18 protein-coding genes are annotated in these 21060 nt (G+C 41.2%); 4 read left to right on the top strand and 14 right to left on the bottom strand.

Going from position 1 to position 21060, the window contains the following annotated elements:
• Positions 1 to 14: 14 nt before the first annotated feature.
• The 6 genes from polA to KTE19_RS03560 form a co-directional block, all read right to left on the bottom strand.
• Entirely contained in the window at positions 15 to 2669 is a 2655-nt protein-coding gene (gene polA / locus KTE19_RS03585) for a DNA polymerase I (protein WP_217341646.1), read from the bottom strand.
• A gap of 164 nt (positions 2670 to 2833) precedes the next feature.
• Complete coding sequence (locus KTE19_RS03580; RefSeq protein ID WP_217341645.1) at positions 2834 to 3556, bottom strand: Bax inhibitor-1/YccA family protein; 723 nt, start codon at positions 3554 to 3556, stop codon at positions 2834 to 2836.
• A 110-nt stretch (positions 3557 to 3666) separates the two neighbouring features.
• Complete coding sequence (gene murC / locus KTE19_RS03575) at positions 3667 to 4998, bottom strand: UDP-N-acetylmuramate--L-alanine ligase (RefSeq protein WP_217163292.1); 1332 nt, start codon at positions 4996 to 4998, stop codon at positions 3667 to 3669.
• A 29-nt stretch (positions 4999 to 5027) separates the two neighbouring features.
• Positions 5028 to 7259, bottom strand: coding sequence for a DNA translocase FtsK (locus tag KTE19_RS03570; protein ID WP_217341644.1), 2232 nt, complete (start codon positions 7257 to 7259; stop codon positions 5028 to 5030).
• A gap of 15 nt (positions 7260 to 7274) precedes the next feature.
• Entirely contained in the window at positions 7275 to 7913 is a 639-nt protein-coding gene (gene ytpR / locus KTE19_RS03565; RefSeq protein ID WP_217341643.1) for a YtpR family tRNA-binding protein, read from the bottom strand.
• A gap of 18 nt (positions 7914 to 7931) precedes the next feature.
• The gene (locus KTE19_RS03560; RefSeq protein ID WP_217163333.1) at positions 7932 to 8258 is read right to left on the bottom strand and encodes a thioredoxin family protein; all 327 of its coding nucleotides are present in this window, start codon (positions 8256 to 8258) and stop codon (positions 7932 to 7934) included.
• 124 nt (positions 8259 to 8382) lie between these two features.
• Between KTE19_RS03560 and KTE19_RS03555 the strand changes: the two genes are divergently transcribed.
• Positions 8383 to 8694: a hypothetical protein gene (locus KTE19_RS03555; RefSeq protein ID WP_217163286.1), complete on the top strand. Its 312-nt coding sequence runs from the start codon at positions 8383 to 8385 to the stop codon at positions 8692 to 8694.
• On the opposite strand, the gene trmB is transcribed toward KTE19_RS03555, so the two are convergent.
• From trmB to KTE19_RS03540, 3 genes are all read right to left on the bottom strand, one after another.
• On the bottom strand, positions 8684 to 9325 hold the full coding sequence (gene trmB / locus KTE19_RS03550) for a tRNA (guanosine(46)-N7)-methyltransferase TrmB (protein ID WP_217163284.1): 642 nt from the start codon (positions 9323 to 9325) through the stop codon (positions 8684 to 8686). The genes KTE19_RS03555 and trmB overlap by 11 nt on opposite strands.
• A gap of 242 nt (positions 9326 to 9567) precedes the next feature.
• Positions 9568 to 10800: an ABC transporter permease gene (locus KTE19_RS03545; RefSeq protein ID WP_217163282.1), complete on the bottom strand. Its 1233-nt coding sequence runs from the start codon at positions 10798 to 10800 to the stop codon at positions 9568 to 9570.
• Positions 10797 to 11534 carry an ABC transporter ATP-binding protein gene (locus KTE19_RS03540; RefSeq protein WP_217163280.1) on the bottom strand — a complete coding sequence of 246 codons (738 nt, stop codon included), beginning with the start codon at positions 11532 to 11534 and terminating at the stop codon, positions 10797 to 10799. The genes KTE19_RS03545 and KTE19_RS03540 overlap by 4 nt, the downstream gene beginning before the upstream one ends.
• A gap of 128 nt (positions 11535 to 11662) precedes the next feature.
• Here KTE19_RS03540 and KTE19_RS03535 point away from each other — a divergent pair, with 128 nt between their 5' ends.
• The 3 genes from KTE19_RS03535 (at position 11663) to KTE19_RS03525 (ending at position 13421) form a co-directional block, all read left to right on the top strand.
• The gene (locus KTE19_RS03535; RefSeq protein ID WP_056982616.1) at positions 11663 to 12091 is read left to right on the top strand and encodes an HIT family protein; all 429 of its coding nucleotides are present in this window, start codon (positions 11663 to 11665) and stop codon (positions 12089 to 12091) included.
• Position 12092: 1 nt separating this feature from the next.
• Entirely contained in the window at positions 12093 to 12407 is a 315-nt protein-coding gene (locus KTE19_RS03530; RefSeq protein ID WP_217341642.1) for a hypothetical protein, read from the top strand.
• 132 nt (positions 12408 to 12539) lie between these two features.
• Positions 12540 to 13421 (top strand): peptidylprolyl isomerase PrsA, encoded by an 882-nt coding sequence (locus KTE19_RS03525; protein ID WP_217163276.1) that lies wholly within the window; start codon positions 12540 to 12542, stop codon positions 13419 to 13421.
• A gap of 86 nt (positions 13422 to 13507) precedes the next feature.
• Here the strand turns inward: KTE19_RS03525 and KTE19_RS03520 are convergent, their stop codons facing one another.
• The 5 genes from KTE19_RS03520 to KTE19_RS03500 form a co-directional block, all read right to left on the bottom strand.
• Positions 13508 to 14503: a 3'-5' exoribonuclease YhaM family protein gene (locus KTE19_RS03520; RefSeq protein ID WP_217163274.1), complete on the bottom strand. Its 996-nt coding sequence runs from the start codon at positions 14501 to 14503 to the stop codon at positions 13508 to 13510.
• A 10-nt stretch (positions 14504 to 14513) separates the two neighbouring features.
• Positions 14514 to 17099 (bottom strand): ATP-binding protein, encoded by a 2586-nt coding sequence (locus KTE19_RS03515; protein ID WP_217341641.1) that lies wholly within the window; start codon positions 17097 to 17099, stop codon positions 14514 to 14516.
• A complete protein-coding gene (locus KTE19_RS03510; RefSeq protein ID WP_217163270.1) occupies positions 17096 to 18334 on the bottom strand; it encodes a metallophosphoesterase family protein in 1239 nt (412 codons plus the stop codon). The genes KTE19_RS03515 and KTE19_RS03510 overlap by 4 nt, the downstream gene beginning before the upstream one ends.
• A 134-nt stretch (positions 18335 to 18468) precedes the next feature.
• Positions 18469 to 18813, bottom strand: coding sequence for a YlbF family regulator (locus KTE19_RS03505; RefSeq protein WP_217163268.1), 345 nt, complete (start codon positions 18811 to 18813; stop codon positions 18469 to 18471).
• 76 nt (positions 18814 to 18889) lie between these two features.
• The gene (locus KTE19_RS03500; protein ID WP_217163266.1) at positions 18890 to 20977 is read right to left on the bottom strand and encodes a PBP1A family penicillin-binding protein; all 2088 of its coding nucleotides are present in this window, start codon (positions 20975 to 20977) and stop codon (positions 18890 to 18892) included.
• Positions 20978 to 21060: the final 83 nt, after the last annotated feature.

Genomic DNA, 21060 nt, shown 5'->3' with positions numbered 1-21060 from the left:
AGTGTGTTTAATTGTTACTTAGCATCATACCACGTCTTACCCCAATGACTTTCGACCTTCAGGGGAACGTTCAATTGAATGGCAGAATCCATCACCTTTGGAATTAACGTTTTAACAGTTTCAAGCTCATCTACTGGAACTTCGAAAATCAATTCATCATGCACTTGAAGCAGCACTGTCGTTTGCATATCTTTTAGCGCTTCGTCCATGTTGATCATGGCAATTTTAATAATATCTGCTGCACTCCCTTGAATTGGTGTATTCATGGCAGTCCGCTCAGCAAATGATCTCAAATTAAAACTCTTGGAGTTAATATCTGGCAAATACCGTCTGCGATGCGCAATTGTTTCAACGTATCGGTGATTTCTGGCGAATTCGACAATATCTTCCATATATTTCTTAACACCGGGATATTCTTCAAAATAGCGTTGAATAAACTGATGGGCTTGTTTTCGAGTGATACCCGTGTTCTTTGACAAGCCAAAGTCACTGATACCGTAAACGATCCCAAAGTTGACGGCCTTGGCCTGCCTACGTAATTCAGGGGTCACTTCATCGTTGGACTTTAAACCAAAGATTCTTCTGGCCGTTGTGGCATGAATATCTTCGCCCTCTCTGAAGGCTTCCTGCATGTTCTTGTCGTTAGTAATCGAGGCCAACACGCGTAATTCAATTTGAGAGTAATCAGATGAAAAGATCTGCCAACCCGGATGAGAAGGAATAAAGGCTTGACGAATTAAACGGCCTTCTTCGGTTCGAACTGGGATGTTTTGTAAGTTGGGGTCTACAGACGATAACCGTCCAGTCTGAGTCAGTGTTTGTAAATATCTGGTGTGGACTTTTGAATCATCCTTGTGAATGACTTTGAGTAGTCCATCCACATAGGTTGATAATAATTTAGAAATTTGGCGGTAATTCAATACGTTTTGAACAATTGGCGCATCAGGAGCCAACTTTTCAAGTACGTCAACTGAAGTCGAATAACCAGTTTTAGTCTTCTTCAAAATTGGTAATCGTAACTTTTCAAACAAGATTGTTCCCAATTGCTTCGGTGAGCCAATATTAAATTCTTCACCGGCTTGTTGATAAATAGTTTGCTTAATTTCACTCAATCGTTCAGTAAATTTACTGCCCATTTCTTCTAGAGTACTTGCTTGGACTTTAATGCCACTGATTTCCATTTTGGCAAGCACAAACGCAATTTTGATTTCGATGTCCCGATAAAGGGTGGTTTGATTATGCTTATCCAAATCGGCAAACATGGCATCATGAAGCGCATCAATTGCCTTGGCTTTATGCACCAGGTGATCTAAAAATGCTTGAGATTCTGGGTCAATTGATCGTTTAGCACCCTTACCGTAAACTTCCTCATCAGTCTTAATATTGCTAAAGCCGTGCAACTTTGCAACGGTCCCGACATCATTACTGTTATTAGTTGTATTAAGCAAATAGGAAACGAGCAACATATCAAAGTCCACGTTCCGGAGTTCAATCGATTGCCGAAACAAGCCCACAAATGTCCGCTTAGCATCAAACACGTTCTTCTTGATTGTTGAACTGGTCAATATATCTTTGACAGTTGGCGTTTTAAGTAAAGTAACATCATGAGTAACGAACCACTTTTTGCCCTGCCCAATCGCAAATCCTAAGAGATCCGCAGTATGATAGTTTTCATCACTCATTTCCAATTGGAATGAAACTTCGTCCTTAAACTGTTTCAATTCATCTAAGTTCTTATTTGTGAGAACTTCGCATTTGATTGTGGCTAATTGCTCTTGACTTGATTGGTCATTAACCCCCAATTTTGACAGAAAGGATTTAAAGTTCATCCGTTCATAAAAATCAGTCAGCTTATCTAAATCATCACCGGTATAATCTAGGTCTGCAAGGGAGATTGTCACCGGTGCATCCCGATTAATTGTCGCAAGAACTTTGGCACGCCTAGCCTGATCTTCATCATGAACAAGATGTTCCTTGAGCTTTTTACCAGAAACCTCATCAATGTGATCATAAAGATTATCAATCGTCCCAAACTGTTGCACGAGCTTCAGTGCAGTCTTATCACCAACCTTTTCGACGCCAGGATAATTATCGGAATTGTCTCCTTTAAGTCCCTTAATTTCAATGATTTGGCTGGGCTTAACTCCCAATTTTTTCTCCACATGATCGGGTGTGTAGGTTTCCAGCTCAGTCACCCCTTTTTTGGATACCTGAACGGTTGTTTTATCTGAAGTTAGTTGGGTCAAGTCACGATCACCAGTCACAATCACAACTTGATAATCACCAGCTGTTTCTGCATGTTTGGCAAGGGTCCCAATAATATCATCGGCTTCGTAGTCAGGCAGCTCATAGGATTTAATGCCCCGAGCCGCTACCAACTCCTTTAAAAATGGAAATTGTTCAGATAATTCGGTCGGCGTTTTGGCCCGGCCTCCCTTATAATCTGAATACATTTTGGTTCGAAAAGTGACCTTACCAGCATCGAAAGCAACTAGCACATCGGTGGGCTTTTCTTCCTTCAGAACTTTATCGAGCATTCTGTTAAAACCGTAGATGGCACTGGTATGTAAGCCAGATGAATTGGTAAACCGGTCGAGGGATTGATATAGTGCATAAAATGCTTTGAAGGCAATACTGTTGCCATCAATTAACAGTAATTTTTTTGTCATGTCGTTCTCCTCTAATTTAAAACGCTTAATCTAATTCTACCACGCGAAAGCTGGGGCTTCACCGTTTCTAAGAGAATTTTTCCGAAAGCTTTTGTTAACAGCAAAAGGGCTGGATCAAAACAGATGTTTTGTCCAGGCCCTTATACCCGCAATTTTCATTTAATTTAACGATTATTACTGTTGCCAAAGATTGAAAGTAATTGTAAGAATAAGTTAACAAAGTCCAGGTATAACTGTAAGGCTCCAAATACAGCCAGCCCAGTCATTGAAATCTCACCACTACCAGAATATCGGTTGTACATTTGCTTCATTTTTTGAGTATCATAAGCAGTTAAAATTGTGAAAATCACGACAGCGACAATGGAGAATACGAAAGCGATAATGGTACTTCGCAGAAAAATATTAATCACCATTGCGATAATCAAAGCAATTAACGCCGCAGTTGCCTGAGCACCCCATTTATCAAGATTTCGGCGGGTCACTAGGCCATAAACGGTCATGGAAATGAAGATCGCCGATGCAGACACAAAGGCCGATGCAATCGATGCGCCAGTATAAGCATAGGCAATTGTTGAAAAGACAAACCCACTCAAGATCGCATATAACATGAGTACTGCGAACGCAAGGGTTGGCCGCTTAAGTGCCTGAAATGAAATAATAAATGGTAAAACAAACCAGGCAATTAACGCAATCCAGATTGTGCCGCTGTGAGGGTTAATGGATGCGCCCGACTGGCCAAGACCGGCACTGATTAAGAAGGCCGTTGCGGCTGAAACCAGGACAGCCAAGCTCATCCAACCATACATTTTAGTTAAAAACGCATTTAAGCCGGCGGCATTATTGACCATCTTTCGTTCGTCCGGTCGTTCATTTGGGTAATTATCCATAAAATCCGCTCCTTTTGTAATTGATAACTATTTTCTTCGTTACATAATTCTACCAAACAAAAGCCGATAATCAAGTAAAAATACTTGAATATCGGCTTTATAAGAATTCCTTAATTAATTTTCTTGCTTAAATGACTCAGTAAGTCTTCGTAAGATTTTTCGTACTTTTGGATGTCACCGGCACCCATGAAGATAACGACATCGTTATCGTAATCAAGCAACGGGGACATGTTATCAACTGATAAAATTCGACCGCCCTTAGTAATTTTCTTGGAAAGATCCTCGCTGGAAACTTTTCCGTGGCTTTCACGCGGAGAACTGTAAATGGAAGTCAAAAATACTTCATCAGCAAGGTTCAAGCTCTTTGCAAAATCATCCATTAAGGCAATTGTTCGACTAAACGTGTGAGGCTGAAATACAACGGCAATTTTCTTGCTTGGGTATTCCTGACGGGCAGCATCAATTGTCGCTTTAATTTCAGTTGGATGATGGGCATAGTCATCGATGATCGTCATTCCAGAAATCTTACGTTCTGAGAATCGCCGTTTAACACCTTGGAAGGTCATCAATTCTTTTTTGATTTCACCAAGATCGACTTCTTCAAAGTAGGCCACTGCAATAACGGCCAAAGAATTGAAGATATTGTGTTCGCCAAATAATGGGACCGAGAAGTCACCCAAATCCTTGCCTTTATACAAAACATGGAAACTTGAGCCACTGGTCGTCCGTTTAACGTCAACTGCTTGAAAATCATCTGTCTCATTCAAGCCGTAGTAATAAATTGGGACACTGGCCTTTAATTGACGAAGCCGTTTATCGTCTCCCCAAGCAAAGATTCCTTTCTTTGTCTGGTTGGCAAACGTTTGAAATGCATCTTGGACATCATCAATGCTCTTGTAATAATCTGGGTGATCAAAATCAATATTGGTCATAATGGCGTAATCCGGTTGAGTCGCTAAGAAATGACGACGATACTCATCAGCTTCATAAACAAAGAAACGCGCATCAGGAACCCCTTTACCAGAACCGTCACCAATTAAGTAATCAGTTGGAGCAATTCCAGAAAGAACGTGAGCAAGCAGCCCAGTCGTACTGGTTTTACCATGGGCACCAGACACACCAATACTGGTTTTACCCTGAATCATTTTACCCAGAAATTCATGATAACGATAAACAGTTAGACCCATTTCACGCGCCTTTTTGATTTCTGGATGGTCATCGGTAAACGAGTTTCCGGCAATCACCGTCAACCCCTCGTGGATGTTCTTTTCATCAAAAGGCAAAATTTTGATGCCTGCCTGTTCCAAGCCACGTTGTGTAAACGTGTATTGCTCAATATCTGAGCCCTGGACCTTGTCACCACGGTCATGCAAAATTAAGGCCATGGCACTCATTCCAGTCCCTTTAATACCAACAAAATGATATACAGTGTTTGAATTCATATTCCAACCTACCCATCAATCTTAAATTTTTAATTATCGTCAGGTGATTCGTCGCTGGCTTGGTTTCCAGAGGGCTTGTAATAAACCGTTCTGGGTTTTGCGCCTTGCTGTTCTGAAACTAAATGGCGAGTTTGCAAATCGTCAATAATGTTTGCAGCTCTATTATAACCGATTGAAAATACACGTTGAAGCTTTGATGTAGAAATTGTGTCTTCTTGGGCAATATATTTCATGACCTGGGGCATCAATCGGTCGTGAGCGTTCTTGTTAGACACGGTTTGTTTCAATGATTCCGGCGTGAATAAATATTTTGGTTCACCTTGCTGCCGAACTGCATCAATGACACCATTTAACTCTTGATTCGTCACAAAGGCGCCCTGAAGTCTGATTGGCGTGTTAGCCCCACTACCAAGATAAAGCATATCACCACGGCCAAGCAAACGTTCAGCACCAGCCGAATCCAAAATCGTTCGGGAATCAACTTGACTGGAAACCATGAAAGCAATTCGACTGGGAATATTATTTTTAATGGTTCCAGTTACAATGTCGACACTTGGCCGTTGAGTTGCAACAATCAAATGAATACCCGCAGCCCGGGCTTTCTGAGTAATTCGAACAATGGCATCTTCCACTTCGCTTGATGCAACCATCATCAAATCGGCCAGCTCATCAATGATGACAAGAATGTATGGCATTTTGAGCCCATACTCCCCTGCTTTTTCTGCTTTTGCGTTAAATTGTTCAATACTACGAACGCCGCCGGCAGACAATTTTTCATAGCGCTCGTCCATTTCCTTCGTAACCCACTTTAAGGCAGCAGCCGCACTTTGAGGATCTGAAATGACCGGTGAAAGTAGATGAGGAATCCCGTCATAGGGTGCAAGTTCAACCGCCTTTGGATCGATTAATAATAATTTCAAATCCGCTGGAGTCGCTTTATACAACAGCGAAATGAGCAGACTATTAATGAAAACACTTTTCCCTGATCCAGTCGCTCCGGCAATCAAACCGTGTGGCATCTTTCGAATATCTGTCAATCTTGGCATCCCTGACAGATCAACTCCTAAAGCGGTGGTTAAAGGTGACCGTGCATGCTTAAACTTATCGGTTGAGATAATTTCTGATAATAACACCGGCCTTGGATGTGGATTGGGAATTTCAATCCCAACTGTTGATTTACCTGGAATTGGGGCCTCAATCCGGATGTCCTTAGCCGCCAAGGCCAGCTTTAGGTCATCGTTCAAGTTGGTAATGCGACTCACTTTCACGCCAAGGGCAAGCTTGACTTGGAACTGGGTGACGGTCGGACCATTTGTCCAATCAACCACTTCGGCAGCTACTTTAAAAGCACTAAACGTTTTGTCCAGGACATCGATCTGATGCTCAATCCATGTATCAATCGAATCATCCTGGTCAGCCTTTGGTAAGGCCAATAAAGAGGTGGTTGGGAATTTGTACCCCGATTGCTGCTCCATCCCCTGCTTATCCGGATGATGCTCTGAAACGACTGGTTGACCAGCCGATTTTTTAACCGGTGTGACTGCGATCTCCGACTTACTGGACTCAGCAGGATTCCTCTGAGTCTTAATGTCGTCACTAAAAAGCGCCAATTTTCTCGGATTGGCTTGTTCTTTATTAACAATTGTTGCCAAAGACTGCCCCAACCCGTGATGGGCATTAAAATTTCGCCGCTGGGAAGTCTGATGCTTCGGATTTGGTTGGGTCGGGATTGATGGTTTTGAACCTGACCGGTCTTGACTCGGCTTTGCAGAAGACATTTCAGTTTTTCGCTGGAGATGATCATCAATTTTGCGTGATTGTTCTTCTGCGCCTGTGGCTCGACGGATTAACTGATCATCTGAAATATGTAAAGGAGAGGCCGTTTGACTCCCCTCCGTTGAGGCCTTCTTATCCGCCAAAACAATGAGTTCATCTCGCGAGAGCCGAAGCCGCTGAGTTAGTTCATTATATAAATGACGTTGCCGTCTTTGTTGGCTCGCAAAGTAATTCTTAGCAATTTGCTGTTTTCGGACAACATTTTTTGGCTTTTTTCTGGGTTTGAAATTCTTAATTTCTTTGAGGAAAGCCGGCACCTCATTCGAAGTTTGACTCACTTCTGGCTTAACGATCGGCTTTGGACGTGCCACTTGTCGACGTGGTGTAATCTGATGCCGATTTTGTTGTTCAGTTTTAACTTTTTTAACGACAGGTTTTCTATTTGGCCTTCGTCGAAAAAAAGCTGGTCCATCATAGCTCGTCATCATATACCACCCAAACTAATTAAATAAATTCTGTGCCTGATCAAAATTAAATGGTGCTCCAACCTGATAATCATCCGGCAAAATGAGTGCTCCGGGAACTTGTGGTGCATGAGGAAGATGTAATTCTCTTCCCGAACAAATCATGCCGTCACTTTCCACACCCCGAAGTTCACCGGGCCAGATGATTTGTCCGTCCGGCATCATGGCGCCAATTTTAGCGACAACGACCTTGATATCAGCCCTCATATTTGGTGAACCACTGACGATTTGGAGTTCTTGATTATGATCGACTTTTGTTTTCGTAATTTGTAAATGATCAGACCTTGGATGATCAGCCACACTTTTGACATAGCCAACCACAAATCTGGGTTCTTCATCAAACTGAAGATCAGCCGGGAAATCATGGGCTGCCAAATAATCGTTAAACTTTTTAATTTGAGCATGACTAAGTGCCACCTGCCCGTTATCATTAACAATTTCGGGAAGAATGGCACTCGTCTTTAAAAAGTTGTAACCCAACGTCGTGTTGGTTTCTGAATCAAAGATCCTAGCCACGTCATCATGGATAGTTACCTGTTGGTCAGGCGTATCCTGATTCATGATAACAACCATTGTATCACCGGTACTCTTAGGGTTATAACTTGCAATTAGCATTAATTTATCCTTCCAAACTTACTTGATTTTTAATGAGTCGATAAAATCTTCGACCTCTTTTTTCGTTTTACGATCGCCATTTGAAAAACGGCCAATTTCTTTACCGTCTGAATAGGCAATGAAACTTGGAATCCCCATAACATTCATTTCACCAGCAAGATCGATGTTTTCATCACGATCCACCTTTAAAAATTGATATTCAGGATAATCCGCTTCAATCTGGGGCATTACAGGTTTGATAAAACGGCAATCTGGGCACCAGTCTGCGGTAAAGAACAGCATGTAACGACCGTCACTAAGCTGTTGGTTCAAGGATTGTAAATCTGTTTTTAGCAAATCTTTCATTATAAATCGTCCTTTCTTGTTACGAACTAAAGTATAGCGCAAACAGGTAAATTCTTTACTTAATTTGCTCAAAGCCCACTCATATACTACAGTATACTTAATAATCAGAAAAAAGGGGCACATTATGAAAAAACAACCACTTCTTTATGGCCTAACGCTAACAGGATTGGCCATTGGATCATACATTGAGTATAAAATTGCTCAGAACAGAAGTACATTTCTGGAAAAAATCGTTCAGCGTGCTAAAAACGCTTATCCCTTACAGGGTGTCACCTACATTGGCAGTTGGCGGATTTTGCCAGAAACAAGCGCCGATCCATCCCGCTTTCACTTTGGCTTCAACTATCAGGATAACAACGGAAATTTAGAAGTTCAAGCGTTTTGGGCGGACAGCCAAACCGGTAAGATCATTCGTTATGAGACAACTAGGCCATAAAGTGGGCGACCAATTTATAAATTGGTCCTTTAGGACTAAATTTTTGCTCATACTCGGTTTCAATGTTGTCAACATCTTCTGGTGAATGATGCAAATCTAATGACACGTAATCAAATTTGAGTGGAAAATTATTCATTGTGACCAGCGTGTATTCGAATAAACCCCGATTATCAGTTTTAAACTCGATGTCCCCATCAGTATCCAAAACGTGCCGATAGGTTCTCAAAAATCCTGGAGACGTCAATCGTCGCTTGGCATGGCGTTTCTTGGGCCATGGATCTGAGAAGTTTAAAAAGATCTTTTTAATTTCATTCTTTAAGAAAATCTCGTCTAGATTAGCACCATCGGTTAATACAAATTGGAGATTGGGCACAGGTTCATCCATAAAAGTTCTTAAAGCCGTGGCAATGACCGATTTTTGAAGTTCAACGCCGATATAATTAACATCCGGATGTGCTTTGGCCATTTCAATAATAAATCGACCCTTTCCGGTCCCAACCTCAACATTTAATGGTTGTTGCTTCTCAAAGCGGGATTGCCACTTTCCTAACCATTTTTGAGGATCGACCACGATATAAGCTTCGTGATCCTTGATATATTTATCAGCCCATGGCTTATTTCTTACACGCATAAAATTCTCCTAACATTTCGGTAATAAAAGTGAAACAACAAATATGTTGATTCCAGAATCTAAACGAATATCGCAATCATTCGAACTTGGAATGGTTGTGATGTTTACGTAGATAGGATCCTATCAGCTATCTGTCGCAAGTTTACCTGACAACCTAAAAATTTGGCAGGCTACGAGGCTATTGCTACGGGGCTATTAAAAAAACAATCCAATTGGTGCCTTATATTGGCTTTCAATGATCATTAGGCACGATTTCTTTGACTGCGAGCAATCCTTCTAGGCAGGTAAATATAAATGAATGCCCAAATTTCGATCAACTCACCGACAACCACCCCGATAATCGTGATGGGATTATTATAGTTGATGGCGATCACGGCAATGCCGAAAACAACAGCAACCGATCCCAGCATGACTAACAAGACTCGTTGAAAACTCTTCATTTGATTTTGATGGGTAACCGGATAAATGTGAACAAAGGCATTGTCATCAAAATGAAAGTAGAATGGGATCATTTGGAACCCAATTAGATAAACAAATAACAAGCACAGTGCGATTGGCAAGGCTTCACCCTGAATAAACACCAAAAATAAAGTGCCAATCACTAACAAGCGAACATACAGCCCACTCATCTCATTGTCGCGGGCAATCCCATGAGAATACAAATAAAGATAAGTATTTTTAGGAATCAACTTAGTACGCCGTAATAACCCATCAAGGTATCGACGCCGTTTAACTGACCCAGAAATTGCCGGCACATCTGTAAACAGGTTAAAGAATTGGTACACCGTGTGCATCCGGCTATTTTCATCGTCAATCATAGTTTTCCAATCAATTGAATGAGTCGTCCATGACGGTCGTCGAAGCAAACTATCAACGGTAATCAAAACTGCTACTATCAATGAAACCAAATAGCTGAAGTAAACAGCGTTAATCAAAAGAAGTGCTGGAATGATCAGTCGCCAAAGTAATCGGTTATCCCTCAGCAACCAAGTGGATTTAATTCGATATTTTCTAGCGAAATCAGTATTAAGCCAAGTGGTTTTTAAACAAATCAACATTGCTAATAATGAGATGAGGTTCACACCACTAGCTTGAGTTGTCACCTGGATGAATGGCAACAGTAAGAACCAAATCAGCACCTGAATTAACCAAGCTAATCCGAGGCTATAATTAAATCCCCGCTTAAGATAATTGACCATTTCAGATTCTCGAGGCAGTAAAAAAACATAGTCAGGCGCTTGAACCAGAGTCGCAAATCGGCCAAGTTGCAGGCTGACTAGCAAAATACCAATAATGACCACTGGTGCCCACCACAGGCCTGTGTGGAGCTGTTTGAGGGCATTAGAGTAATAATAACCCAATCCACCAATGACAAATAACAATGCCAAGACGAAGTAGTCATTAAACACCAATCGCAGGTATTTCATCATTTCTTTTAGATGGTCAACGAGCCGTCGTTTAAATAATTGATTCATGACTGCTCGCCCTCCCTCGCAAGGGTCAGATAAATGTCATTTAATGAATCACCGGCTTCAGGGAACAATTGCCGCAATTGTTCAATTGTGCCCTCAGTACGAACTGTGCCATCATGTAAAAGTACGAAACGGTCACAGTATCGCTGAGCTGTATCCAAGACGTGTGTCGACATTAAGATGCTGGCGCCCTGCTTCTTGCGGTCTGAAATCAGATTCAGCAGGTCGTTGACTGCCAGCGGATCGAGCCCCAAAAATGGTTCATCAATGATAAACAGTTTGGCATTTGTCAAAAAGGCACAAACAATCATGACTTTTTGGCGCATTCCTTTGGAAAAATTGTCTGGGAACCAGTCAAGCTTATTATCTAAGCGAAACATTTTTAATAATTGATGAGCCCGCTGCCAAGATTCATCTTGGTCCAGATTGTAAGCCAGCATCGTCATTTCTAAATGCTCTTTTAAAGTCAATTCTTTATAAACAATTGGCGCCTCAGGAATATAGGCAATTTGCTGTTTATACTTTTTGACATCCTCATCTAATGTGATGCCATTAATTTTGACCGACCCTTTAAATGGTGTCAAAAGGCCAATAATATGATTGATGGTGGTTGACTTTCCTGCCCCGTTAAGGCCGATCAAGCCAACTAGCTCACCGTCTTTAACGTCAAAACTGACGTCTTTTAAAACGGGAACTTGTGAATATCCACCAACCAAGTTGGAAACTTCTAAAGTCATCTTTTCACTCCACATTCGTCATAAATTTACAGAAACGATTATACCATAGAAAGAAATCCCATGAATGAGTTCAAGTCGACATTAATGTTATAATATCAGTATTATCAGCAGAAAGAAGGTTTGTTTTTATGAAAGATTGTATTTTTTGTAAGATTGTTCGTAACGAAATACCGAGCTACACCGTGTACGAAGACGATATTGTCAAAGCTTTCTTGGATATTTCCCAAGGGACACCCGGACATACGTTGGTCATTCCTAAAAAACATATTCCAAACATTTTTGAATATGACGAAGAGCTCGCCAGTCAAGTGTTTGCGAGAATCCCCAAAATCGCCAGAGCTGTTAAAGAATCCAATCCGGACATCAAGGGAATGAATATTTTAAACAATAATGGCCAGGTTGCCTACCAGTCAGTATTCCACTCTCACTTCCACTTGATCCCCCGTTATAGCAGTGACGATGATTTTAAGATGATTTTCAAGGATAACTCCAATAAATACGACAGTGATTCATTGAAGAAAATCCAAGATTCAATCGTCGAACACATGGGTGATTAGGATGAAAACATTTTTTAAGATTGCCGGGACGTCGGTATTTGTAGCTGGTGCCTACCTCTATTCTCGAAAGGAAACGCCTGCTGCATTCGTTAGTAAGACTAAGGAATCAATCATGGCCAAAAAAGCGGCAGCGGATGAATGGAAAAATTCTTATGAAGATTTCAAGAAATCTTTTGCAACTTTTAAAGAACAACTACCTGAACTCACAAAGGCAATTAATTCAATTCAGCGAGATATGGATGATGCCCTCTTCCAAATCCAGCCGCGGATCGAAGAGATTACCAAATATAGTTCAAACCTTACCAAGAAGCCTTAACAAACTTCAGCTAATTATGAACATTTGTTTAAATTCAGGGACAGGTTATAAATATTCCAAATATTATGTTATTATTATCTGGAACGTTTGCTTTACAAACGAATACTATTGTAGAAATGGATGTGTTTTTGTATGAAAAAGTGGCTAATCGTTTTAGCCGGCGTACTTATGAGTTTTACTCTTGCAGCATGTGGCAGCAAATCTGTTGCAACTACTGACGGTGGTAAAATCACGGAAAGTGCCTATTATAGCAGCTTAAAGAGTACTTCAAGTGGTAAACAAGTATTGCAACAAATGATCTTGAACAAAGTTCTGGAGAAGCAATACGGTGACAAAGTTAAGAAGTCAGAAGTTAATAGTGAGTTTAACAAATACAAGAAGCAATATGGCTCATCATTTAACGCCGTTCTCCAACAAAACGGCATGACCGCTTCACAATTAAAAGATTCGATCCGTTCAAATCTCTTATTGAAAGCAGCCGTTAAGGATAACGTTAAAATTACTGACGCTCAACTTAAAGACCAGTTCAAGTCATATCAACCAAAAGTAACTGTTAACCAAATCTTGGTATCAAAGAAATCAACTGCCGAGACCGTTATCAAGCAACTCAAGGCTGGCAAGAGCTTCTCAAGCTTGGCTAAGAAGTACTCAACTGATACTGCTACTAAGAACAAAGGTGGCCGAATTGCCGCATTTGACAACACTAATACTTCACTTGACAGCAACTTCAAGAAAGCTGCTTTTAACTTAAAGAACGGTGAATACACGAAGACCCCTGTTAAGACTCAATATGGTTATCAAGTGATTCAAATGGTTAACCATCCAGCCAAGGGTAATTACAAAGACCATGAAAGTGAATTAAAGAGCCAGATCGTTGATAAGAAGATGGCTGATAGCAATACCTTGCATTCAGTTGTTTCTAAAGTTTTGAAGAAGGGTAACGTTACTATCCAAGATAAAGACCTTCAAAACGTCTTGTCTGATTACCTCTCATCAAGCTCAAAGAAGAAGTAATTCTTTATAATCTATTATCAAAAAAAGATTGAATCCTCAGTATCAGGATTCAATCTTTTTTATTCCTAAATTTGCCAATCATACAGCTAAAATAACTGGCTTTGGGCTGGGCCAGTCGGCTTTTTCCCAGTTTCAATGGTTAGTTTTGGCTTGTAAAAGCGTCGATTATCCAATCCAAAGATTCGGTCTGTATAGTCTCCTGGATTGACATTCTTAAGAGCACCTTGAATCATCATAATGGTTGCATCAAGCTCATCCAGATGATGCAAAATTTCGGCTTCTAATATTTGCGGACGTTCTGGTGACCCATATTCGAGAAGGCCATGGTGCGCCAATATCATATGCCTTAATAGAATCAGATCCTGTGAGTCTTTACTAATTCCTAGTTTATCGGCAGCTTCTACGATTTCCGCATCCATAATGCTTAGATGACCAAGCAAGTTCCCTGCCAAAGTATATTCAGTAGCCACAGGACCGGACAACTCAATTGTTTTGCCCAAGTCGTGAAGAATTGCCCCGGCATATAATAACGGTGCATCAATTTCATTATATTGGTTCACGACGGAATGGGCCAAACGCAGAATCGAAATGGTATGAAAAGCCAACCCACCAGCAAAATCATGGTGATTCGATTTAGCAGCCGGAAATGTAAAGAATGCATCAGCATGTTTCGAAATCAGCGCTCTGACAACGCGATTATAGGTGGCATTGGTGATCTCAAAAATTGTTTGGTTAATGATATCCTCCATCTGTGATCGACTCATCGGCGCTCGTTTGACAAACGCAAGCGGATCATGAGGCTCATCATCCCTTGCCAAGCGCATTGCCATAATTCTCACCTGTGGCGCATTCATATAATTTTCCCGCTTCCCCTTGAGCAAGACAACGCGTCCTTGGGAGAACTGTTGGATATCTTGATCAGATGCATCCCAATACTTGCCCGGCAGCTGGCCTGAAGGATCCTGAAAAACTAACGAGATAAAGTTTTTCCCGTTTTTGGCGACTCGTTTTTTCGCTTCCTTCAACAATACATATAAGTCAAATTCTTCATCCAATTTTAAATCCATTAATTGTTTTGCCATGATGCACCTCCTAAAATTGACTTAAATCCAATACTTCAAACCCATGATTTCGAATTTCATCATTAGCGGTAAAGTACAGTACCTGTGTTTTCTGGCTGACTTGCTTAAGAATCGCAAAGGCGGCCTGTCTTCGCGTTTTATCAAAGTTGACAAAGCCATCATCAATCATGATTGGCAACGGGTATTGGTCGCTAAAACCCACTGTCATCGATAAGATGAGCGCAAGATATAATTGTTCCAAAGTCCCCTTTGATAATTCATTGACTGTGAAGGCAACATCGTCTTTTCTGACAACACTGATTTCATTCTCAAATAGAATGTTTTTGTATTGATGATCGGTTAGCGTCGCAAAATATTGTTTGGCCAATTTAAGAATCTTAGGCACCCTGCCCTTTGTTGCAATGTTTAACACATTTTGAATCCATCTGGTCGATAATTGCAACGCCAAATAACGATGAAGATCATCCAAAATGTCAGTTTCCAAATTAGCAAGCTGTTGTCTCAGGTCAAAATAATGCCCGCTTTCCACCAAATGAGTGAGTTGAACATTCAATTCAGCCTTCTGTTCACTCATATTATTGACGGATCTTTGAAGGTCGTCAAGTCGTTGCCGTTCTTGATCAAGTTTAGTCTTTAACTTTGACTCATCCAAATCATTTGGCATATTAATGTTAGCTCCTTCAAGTTGCTCATTAAGTTCAGCTTTGCGTCGTAACTTTTCACGTAATTGTTTTTGTTGCGCAAGGGTCCGCTTAAATTCATCTTCAGAATGAACGGCTCGTTGGGTCAAAAAATCGGTTACCTGCTTTTTTGTTTGAGTTAACTTAGCGTTCGTTTGATCAACTAAGTTTTGGAAAATAACCAAGTTCTTTTGTTTTTGCCTAAATTCAGCAAATTGTTGTTGCCAATGATTAACAGTTTGTTCAAGTAAATCGAGATTATGCGTATATGCATCGGGATCGAAATGAATCCAATCTCTTGCGAATTGCCATTGGTCAAGATAGTGCTCATACTTTTTTTGCTCAGCTTCAAGCTGATGATTATTTTCACTCAGAGATTGTTGTAAATCGTCGACTTGATGAAGTGCGGATTGAATGGAAAACCATTTTGCTTCCTCAATTCCACTTAGTCGGTAATCGGATGAAATTTGTTGCAACTGATTTTGAATAACAGCTAATTGCCGATTGAGGGCTTGCTGATCAGTAATGGGTTGGCTCGAGAACTGATCGCGTGATTGATTTCGTTGTTGGGTGAATCCCCACCCAAGAATACCAAGTGCCATTAAATACCCAATGATGCTGATGACGGCATGCTGGCTTACCAGAATCGCCACTAATGCGATGATACCAGCTATTACATAGTAAGGCGTCAAAGATTTCTTCGCGGGCTTTGGTCGACGAGTCGTTCGACTTTCACCATTTCTAAGTTGATCTTTGAGATTCCCCTGCTGTCTGAGCAACTCATTAATATGGTTCATTTGATCATTGGGAAATGGTAATGGTAACTCCCCGGCCTCATTCTTAGGAAGACTCGCCTTTAGCTGTAATAACTTCTCTTGAGTCTTGTCACGTTGACTGCTCATCAATTGAATGCGCGAGGCAACATTTCGCTGGCCTGCCAAATCACCCATCAATGCATCAATTTGAAATTGATTTTCTTCATAGAAGTGTTGTGCAGGAGTCTCACTGGAAGCTTTTTTAATTTCATCAACTTGTTTTTGATTGTCTTTAACCTGAGCAATAACCGACGTGATATCGGCGCGATAACGATCAAAAATTGCTTCGTCAGTGTCGTCAAATCCGGTTAATAAGTCATTTTCACTGATTTTTGCCAACTCACTCCGCTCTCGAATTAAAGGCAAATAGCTCTCGAGTTGCTGGTCGGCTTGAATATGTCTTTGTAATTGTAGTAGCTCATTGTGCTGATGAGCATAGTTGGCCGTGACGTCATCTAATTTGCTTTGAAGGTTTAAATACGCTGGATAAGCTTTTTTGGCATCTTGAACTTTTTGCTCGAGCTCATGGTAGTCTTTCAATTTGACATTGATTTGTTGCTTTCGACCACGGGGCTTATATAATTCATCAGCCATTTTTGAAAGTTCTTTTTGGAGTCCGGCCCATTTATCGGCGTCTGTCACCCCAATTTGCTGAATCCGCAATCCTAAATCGGTTTCGTCAGTTTTATAAAATTCTTTTTTATCGAAATCACCAAAATAAAATAGTTGATTATACGATTGTCGATCAATTGGGGAAAGGAGCGCTTCAAAATCAGCCGATGGGAGTTCAATATCGTGATCAATATCAAAGAATTTGACGTTGCCGCCCTTCGGCCCATCTATTCTTACTAACTTATAATTTTGATGACCTTGTTCAAAAATGAGCTCGCCACCGTATGCTTTAGACGTCTTTGGATAAAATTGCCCATGAACGGCCTGCTTTTTGTTTTGAAAGCCAAAGAGCATTGATTCGATAAAATCTATAATCGTACTCTTACCGGCTTCATTCGGCCCATAAATGGCTTGTAAAGGGGTGGCGAAGGAAAAATGCTGATCGACCCACTTTCCGTATCCGTATATCACTAACTCTTTAATAATCACTTCTGACTGGCCTCCCCGTCCTCGGCACCACTGACATGACGCTGTAAAATAGCAGTTGTCTGCTCAAAAATATCCTGTTGGCTATTACGAGTGGCTAAGTCAGCCTTGATGAACGGATACTTATCCAGGCTCTGTTGGGTTAGTTGATCAAGTTGCTCAGAAGTGAGAGTTTGCTGCTTAGCCTCGTCAAAAAAAGATTGGTCAAGACTGCTGATAATTCTTTGAGATCCAGTAGCTGCCTTAATTGAGGTCACCCACGTATTTAACTGTTGCCAGCTGCCTGTGTTCATTTGTTGAACGGCCGTTAATAAGTCTCCACTAGCCAACGATTCCAAAATTTTATCGGGAATTGCTTGATCGGCAGTCAACCGAATTCTGATGAAATGTAGCTTCGAATAATGTTGCTTGGAAAGGGCATTCATAATTGAATTCGCCAAATTATCAACCGATTTATCAGTGATTTTCATCGCGACAACTTCCCAAACAATTGGTGAAGTTGGCTGAAAAGCAGTTGTCAATTCGTGTCCAGTGCTTTGAACCAGCAAGTAACCTTTTTCCCCGGTTTCATTAATATGTCTGCCCTGGGTATTACCTGAATAGTTAATTAATCCCTTATCGTCAAGTGATTGGCGTTTGTGAATGTGTCCCAACGCCCAATAATCGTAATTTTTCGATTGAAGTTGCTCCAGTGTAAACGGCGCATAGTTGGCTTCAGGTGAGTCTAACCCAGCCAAGCTACCATGGAGCATGCCGATATTCCAATCAGCGGCCACCGCATTCGGATAATCATTGATCATAGGTTCATTAACCCACTGGTTTTGAAAGCTAAATCCCGTAATGGCAACAACCTGGCCATTTAGTAGCTGAATCTTTTTGGTTTCAACCTGATTGCCGAAAACGCTGGTATTGTCCGGATAGCCTAGTTGCTTTAGGTCGCCACTGTAATAATCATGATTGCCAAAAATAATCAAGACTGGGATCCTTGCATCCGCCAATCTTTGTAACTGTTGAATTAAAAAAACTCGTGCAGAAACACTGCGCTCTTGGCGATCAAAAAGATCCCCTGCCAGCAAGACGAAGTCCACATTTTGATCAATCGCACCGTCAACAATCCGTCGAAAAGAGGTAAACGTTGATTGGCGGATCTGTTCCCACAAAGGTGTTGGCAGAGAGTCGTTATGTAAGCCCTGAAAAGGACTGTCTAAATGTAAATCCGCGGCATGAATAAATTTCATATTAGTTCCTTTCTCCGCATGAATGACTGGATTTGAGGTATTTAAGCCAATAGCGCAACCACTCCACATCAGGAATGGCTGCGCTATTGCTTAAACGGTAGAATCTGGACAAAAAACAATTCCAACTTTACTTATTAATTCCGGTACAATTCCATGATTGGTTTGGTGACCAAATCATTCACATCACCTAAGACCTTATTAAGTGCCTTTTCATTGTTCATCAATTCAGAAATAATTGGGCTTTGTCCCATTTTAGTTGCCATTGCTTGCGCATTTTGAATTTCTTCTTGGGTTGGTTGAGTCCCTTGCATCTGCTTCTGTTGTAATTGCATCTGAGTTTGTTGGAATTGTTTGAATAATTTAAAGGTGTCAGCGTCTGCTTGCAGTTTTTCGTAGGTACCCTTCAAATCAGTATATTCTTTGGTCGTGATCAATTCCTGTTGTAATTGAGTCGCAAGATCCGTTAATTTTTCATTCATTAAATTTTCCACCTTAATTTGTATTTCTTTTAGTTTAACACAAAAGCTACTCGGACTCTGTTGGGATTAGGATTAATTAATGGCCAAACCAGCTCTTGGCATCGTCCACAAACTCTTTAGCCTTTTGTTCAAACTTATTAGAGTATTCATCCGTTTTCTTCTGAATCGTATCCCAAAGATTATCATTATTACTTTCACCTTGAACAATCGTTTGGGCATCCTTGGTATTGAACGTTGAGTTCTTGGTGTATGGCAACATCGTCTGCATCTCGTTCTTGAACAATGGGCCAACGCCTGTCCCACTCAGATTTTCAAGATGATGAGCTTGGCTGGTACTGTCGAAGCCTTCCCAAGTTGCGACAACCAGATCTGGTGTATAACCAATAATCCATTTGTCCTTGGTTGCATCCGCCGAACCGGTATCATCGGCCTCTGTACTTCCGGTTTTCCCGGCAACTTGATACCCATAAGGCTTCGCATCCACGCCAGTTCCGTTATTGAAAACGCCCAGCATCATACTGGTCATTTGCTTGGCAACGGAAGCTGACATAATTTGACGACCTTGTTGCTTGGCCGTGTTGTCCACCACAACTTTACCTGTCGAGTCGACAATTTTACGAATGTAGAAGGGCTTAACCACTTTACCACCATTGGCAAACGCGGTATAGGCTCCAGCCATCTGTTGGGGTGAAACGCCGCCGTCCATCCCACCGAGTGCCAAAGCAAGGTTCTTGTCTTTCTTAGTAACCGGGATATTGAAGTCCTTCACAGATTGGTAACCGCGATTAACCCCGATTTGATTAAGCAGCCAAACAGCTGGGGCATTCATACTCTGAGCCAACGCTTCATACATTGGAACCTTACCTTGGTAAACGTTATTGTAATTCTTCGGCGTATAGTGATTAGCACCATACGACTTTTTCTTGTCGACCAACTCTGAATCAAACTTGTACCCAGCTTCTAATGCAGGTGTGTAAACCGCAAGGGGCTTCATGGTCGACCCGGGCTGCCGACTAATCTGGGTTGCTCGGTTATATCCCCGGAAGACGTGTTGACCCCGGCCACCAACAACGGCAGTTACGCCACCAGTACTTGGAGAAACACCGATCGAAGCAGCCTGCACCTTTGTTCCATCAGCAGCATTTGCCGGGAAGTAATAATTATTATTAAACGTTGTCTGCATTGCCTGCTGTTGGGATTGATTCAGATTGGTGTAAATTCGATAACCACGATTCATGATTTCGGATTCAGTCAGCCCATACTTGCTGATCGCCTCATCGATAACCGCATCGAAGTAATAGGGATATTTATACCCATCTTTTCGAACATAGGTATCACGCAAGACAATCGGTGTTTTCTTATAATAATCAGCCTGCGATTGCGTCAATTGATTGTTTTCAACCATCAATTGAAGAACCACGTTGCGCCGCCATTTAGCAGCTTTGGGATGGTCAATTGGGTTAAACGCACTCGGCGACGTCAGCATCCCTGCCAACACTGCGGCATCGGGAACCGATAAATCAATCGCATTTTGACCGAAATATTTTTGGGAAGCATCCTGAACGCCCCATACTCCGTTACCAAAGTACGCGTTGTTAAGATACATCGTCAAAATTTCTTTTTTGGAATAAACATTTTCGACCTGAATTGACAGGAATAATTCTTTGAGCTTTCGAGTCATGGTCTGTTCTTGCGATAAATACGCATTCTTGACCAATTGCTGGGTTAATGTGCTCCCACCACCGCTGATATAATCACGATGTAAGATTTTGTTCTTTAATAGTAAAAACACTGCCCGAGCAATTCCCTTGAATGAAAAACCATATTCATGGTAGAAATTACGGTCCTCAGTAGAAAGAACGGCCTTGGGAATATTTTTCGAAACTTTATTTAGTTGAACGTAAGTCCCTTTTTGGGCATATAGTTCTCCTGCCTTATGGTTACTTGCGTCAAAAATTTCAGTTGTTTTGGCAAGCGAGGATTCAAGATTTTGGACGTGAGCCGTTTTAGCCAGGAACACTAAGTAGGTACTCGTCATCAATCCAACACTCAGGAACAAAACAACCAACCATTTAACCAAATGATACTTTCGACAAAAGCGATTAAATCGTCTAAACAAAGGTCCAGCCTTTTTCCTAAATGATTTGGTTGAATTGTTGTTCATACTCATGCTCCTTTTATAAATACTTACACATTGTATCACACATGAAATTCAGGTTTGAGGGGCATGTAAAAATTTAAAAAGGA

Origin of the sequence: Lentilactobacillus dabitei (genome assembly GCF_019061365.1) — a bacterium.
GTDB classification, from domain to species: Bacteria; Bacillota; Bacilli; order Lactobacillales; family Lactobacillaceae; genus Lentilactobacillus; species Lentilactobacillus dabitei.
This window is presented reverse-complemented; position numbering and strand designations above follow the sequence as displayed.

Excerpts from the sequence above, each read along its gene's own strand:
- polA (WP_217341646.1), bottom strand. The coding sequence starts at position 2,669 with ATGACAAAAAAATTACTGTTAATTGATGGCAACAGTATTGCCTTCAAA.
- KTE19_RS03580 (WP_217341645.1), bottom strand. The coding sequence starts at position 3,556 with ATGGATAATTACCCAAATGAACGACCGGACGAACGAAAGATGGTCAAT.
- murC (WP_217163292.1), bottom strand. The coding sequence starts at position 4,998 with ATGAATTCAAACACTGTATATCATTTTGTTGGTATTAAAGGGACTGGA.
- KTE19_RS03570 (WP_217341644.1), bottom strand. The coding sequence starts at position 7,259 with ATGACGAGCTATGATGGACCAGCTTTTTTTCGACGAAGGCCAAATAGA.
- ytpR (WP_217341643.1), bottom strand. The coding sequence starts at position 7,913 with ATGCTAATTGCAAGTTATAACCCTAAGAGTACCGGTGATACAATGGTT.
- KTE19_RS03560 (WP_217163333.1), bottom strand. The coding sequence starts at position 8,258 with ATGAAAGATTTGCTAAAAACAGATTTACAATCCTTGAACCAACAGCTT.
- KTE19_RS03555 (WP_217163286.1), top strand. The coding sequence starts at position 8,383 with ATGAAAAAACAACCACTTCTTTATGGCCTAACGCTAACAGGATTGGCC.
- trmB (WP_217163284.1), bottom strand. The coding sequence starts at position 9,325 with ATGCGTGTAAGAAATAAGCCATGGGCTGATAAATATATCAAGGATCAC.
- KTE19_RS03545 (WP_217163282.1), bottom strand. The coding sequence starts at position 10,800 with ATGAATCAATTATTTAAACGACGGCTCGTTGACCATCTAAAAGAAATG.
- KTE19_RS03540 (WP_217163280.1), bottom strand. The coding sequence starts at position 11,534 with ATGACTTTAGAAGTTTCCAACTTGGTTGGTGGATATTCACAAGTTCCC.
- KTE19_RS03535 (WP_056982616.1), top strand. The coding sequence starts at position 11,663 with ATGAAAGATTGTATTTTTTGTAAGATTGTTCGTAACGAAATACCGAGC.
- KTE19_RS03530 (WP_217341642.1), top strand. The coding sequence starts at position 12,093 with ATGAAAACATTTTTTAAGATTGCCGGGACGTCGGTATTTGTAGCTGGT.
- KTE19_RS03525 (WP_217163276.1), top strand. The coding sequence starts at position 12,540 with ATGAAAAAGTGGCTAATCGTTTTAGCCGGCGTACTTATGAGTTTTACT.
- KTE19_RS03520 (WP_217163274.1), bottom strand. The coding sequence starts at position 14,503 with ATGGCAAAACAATTAATGGATTTAAAATTGGATGAAGAATTTGACTTA.
- KTE19_RS03510 (WP_217163270.1), bottom strand. The coding sequence starts at position 18,334 with ATGAAATTTATTCATGCCGCGGATTTACATTTAGACAGTCCTTTTCAG.
- KTE19_RS03505 (WP_217163268.1), bottom strand. The coding sequence starts at position 18,813 with ATGAATGAAAAATTAACGGATCTTGCGACTCAATTACAACAGGAATTG.
- KTE19_RS03500 (WP_217163266.1), bottom strand. The coding sequence starts at position 20,977 with ATGAACAACAATTCAACCAAATCATTTAGGAAAAAGGCTGGACCTTTG.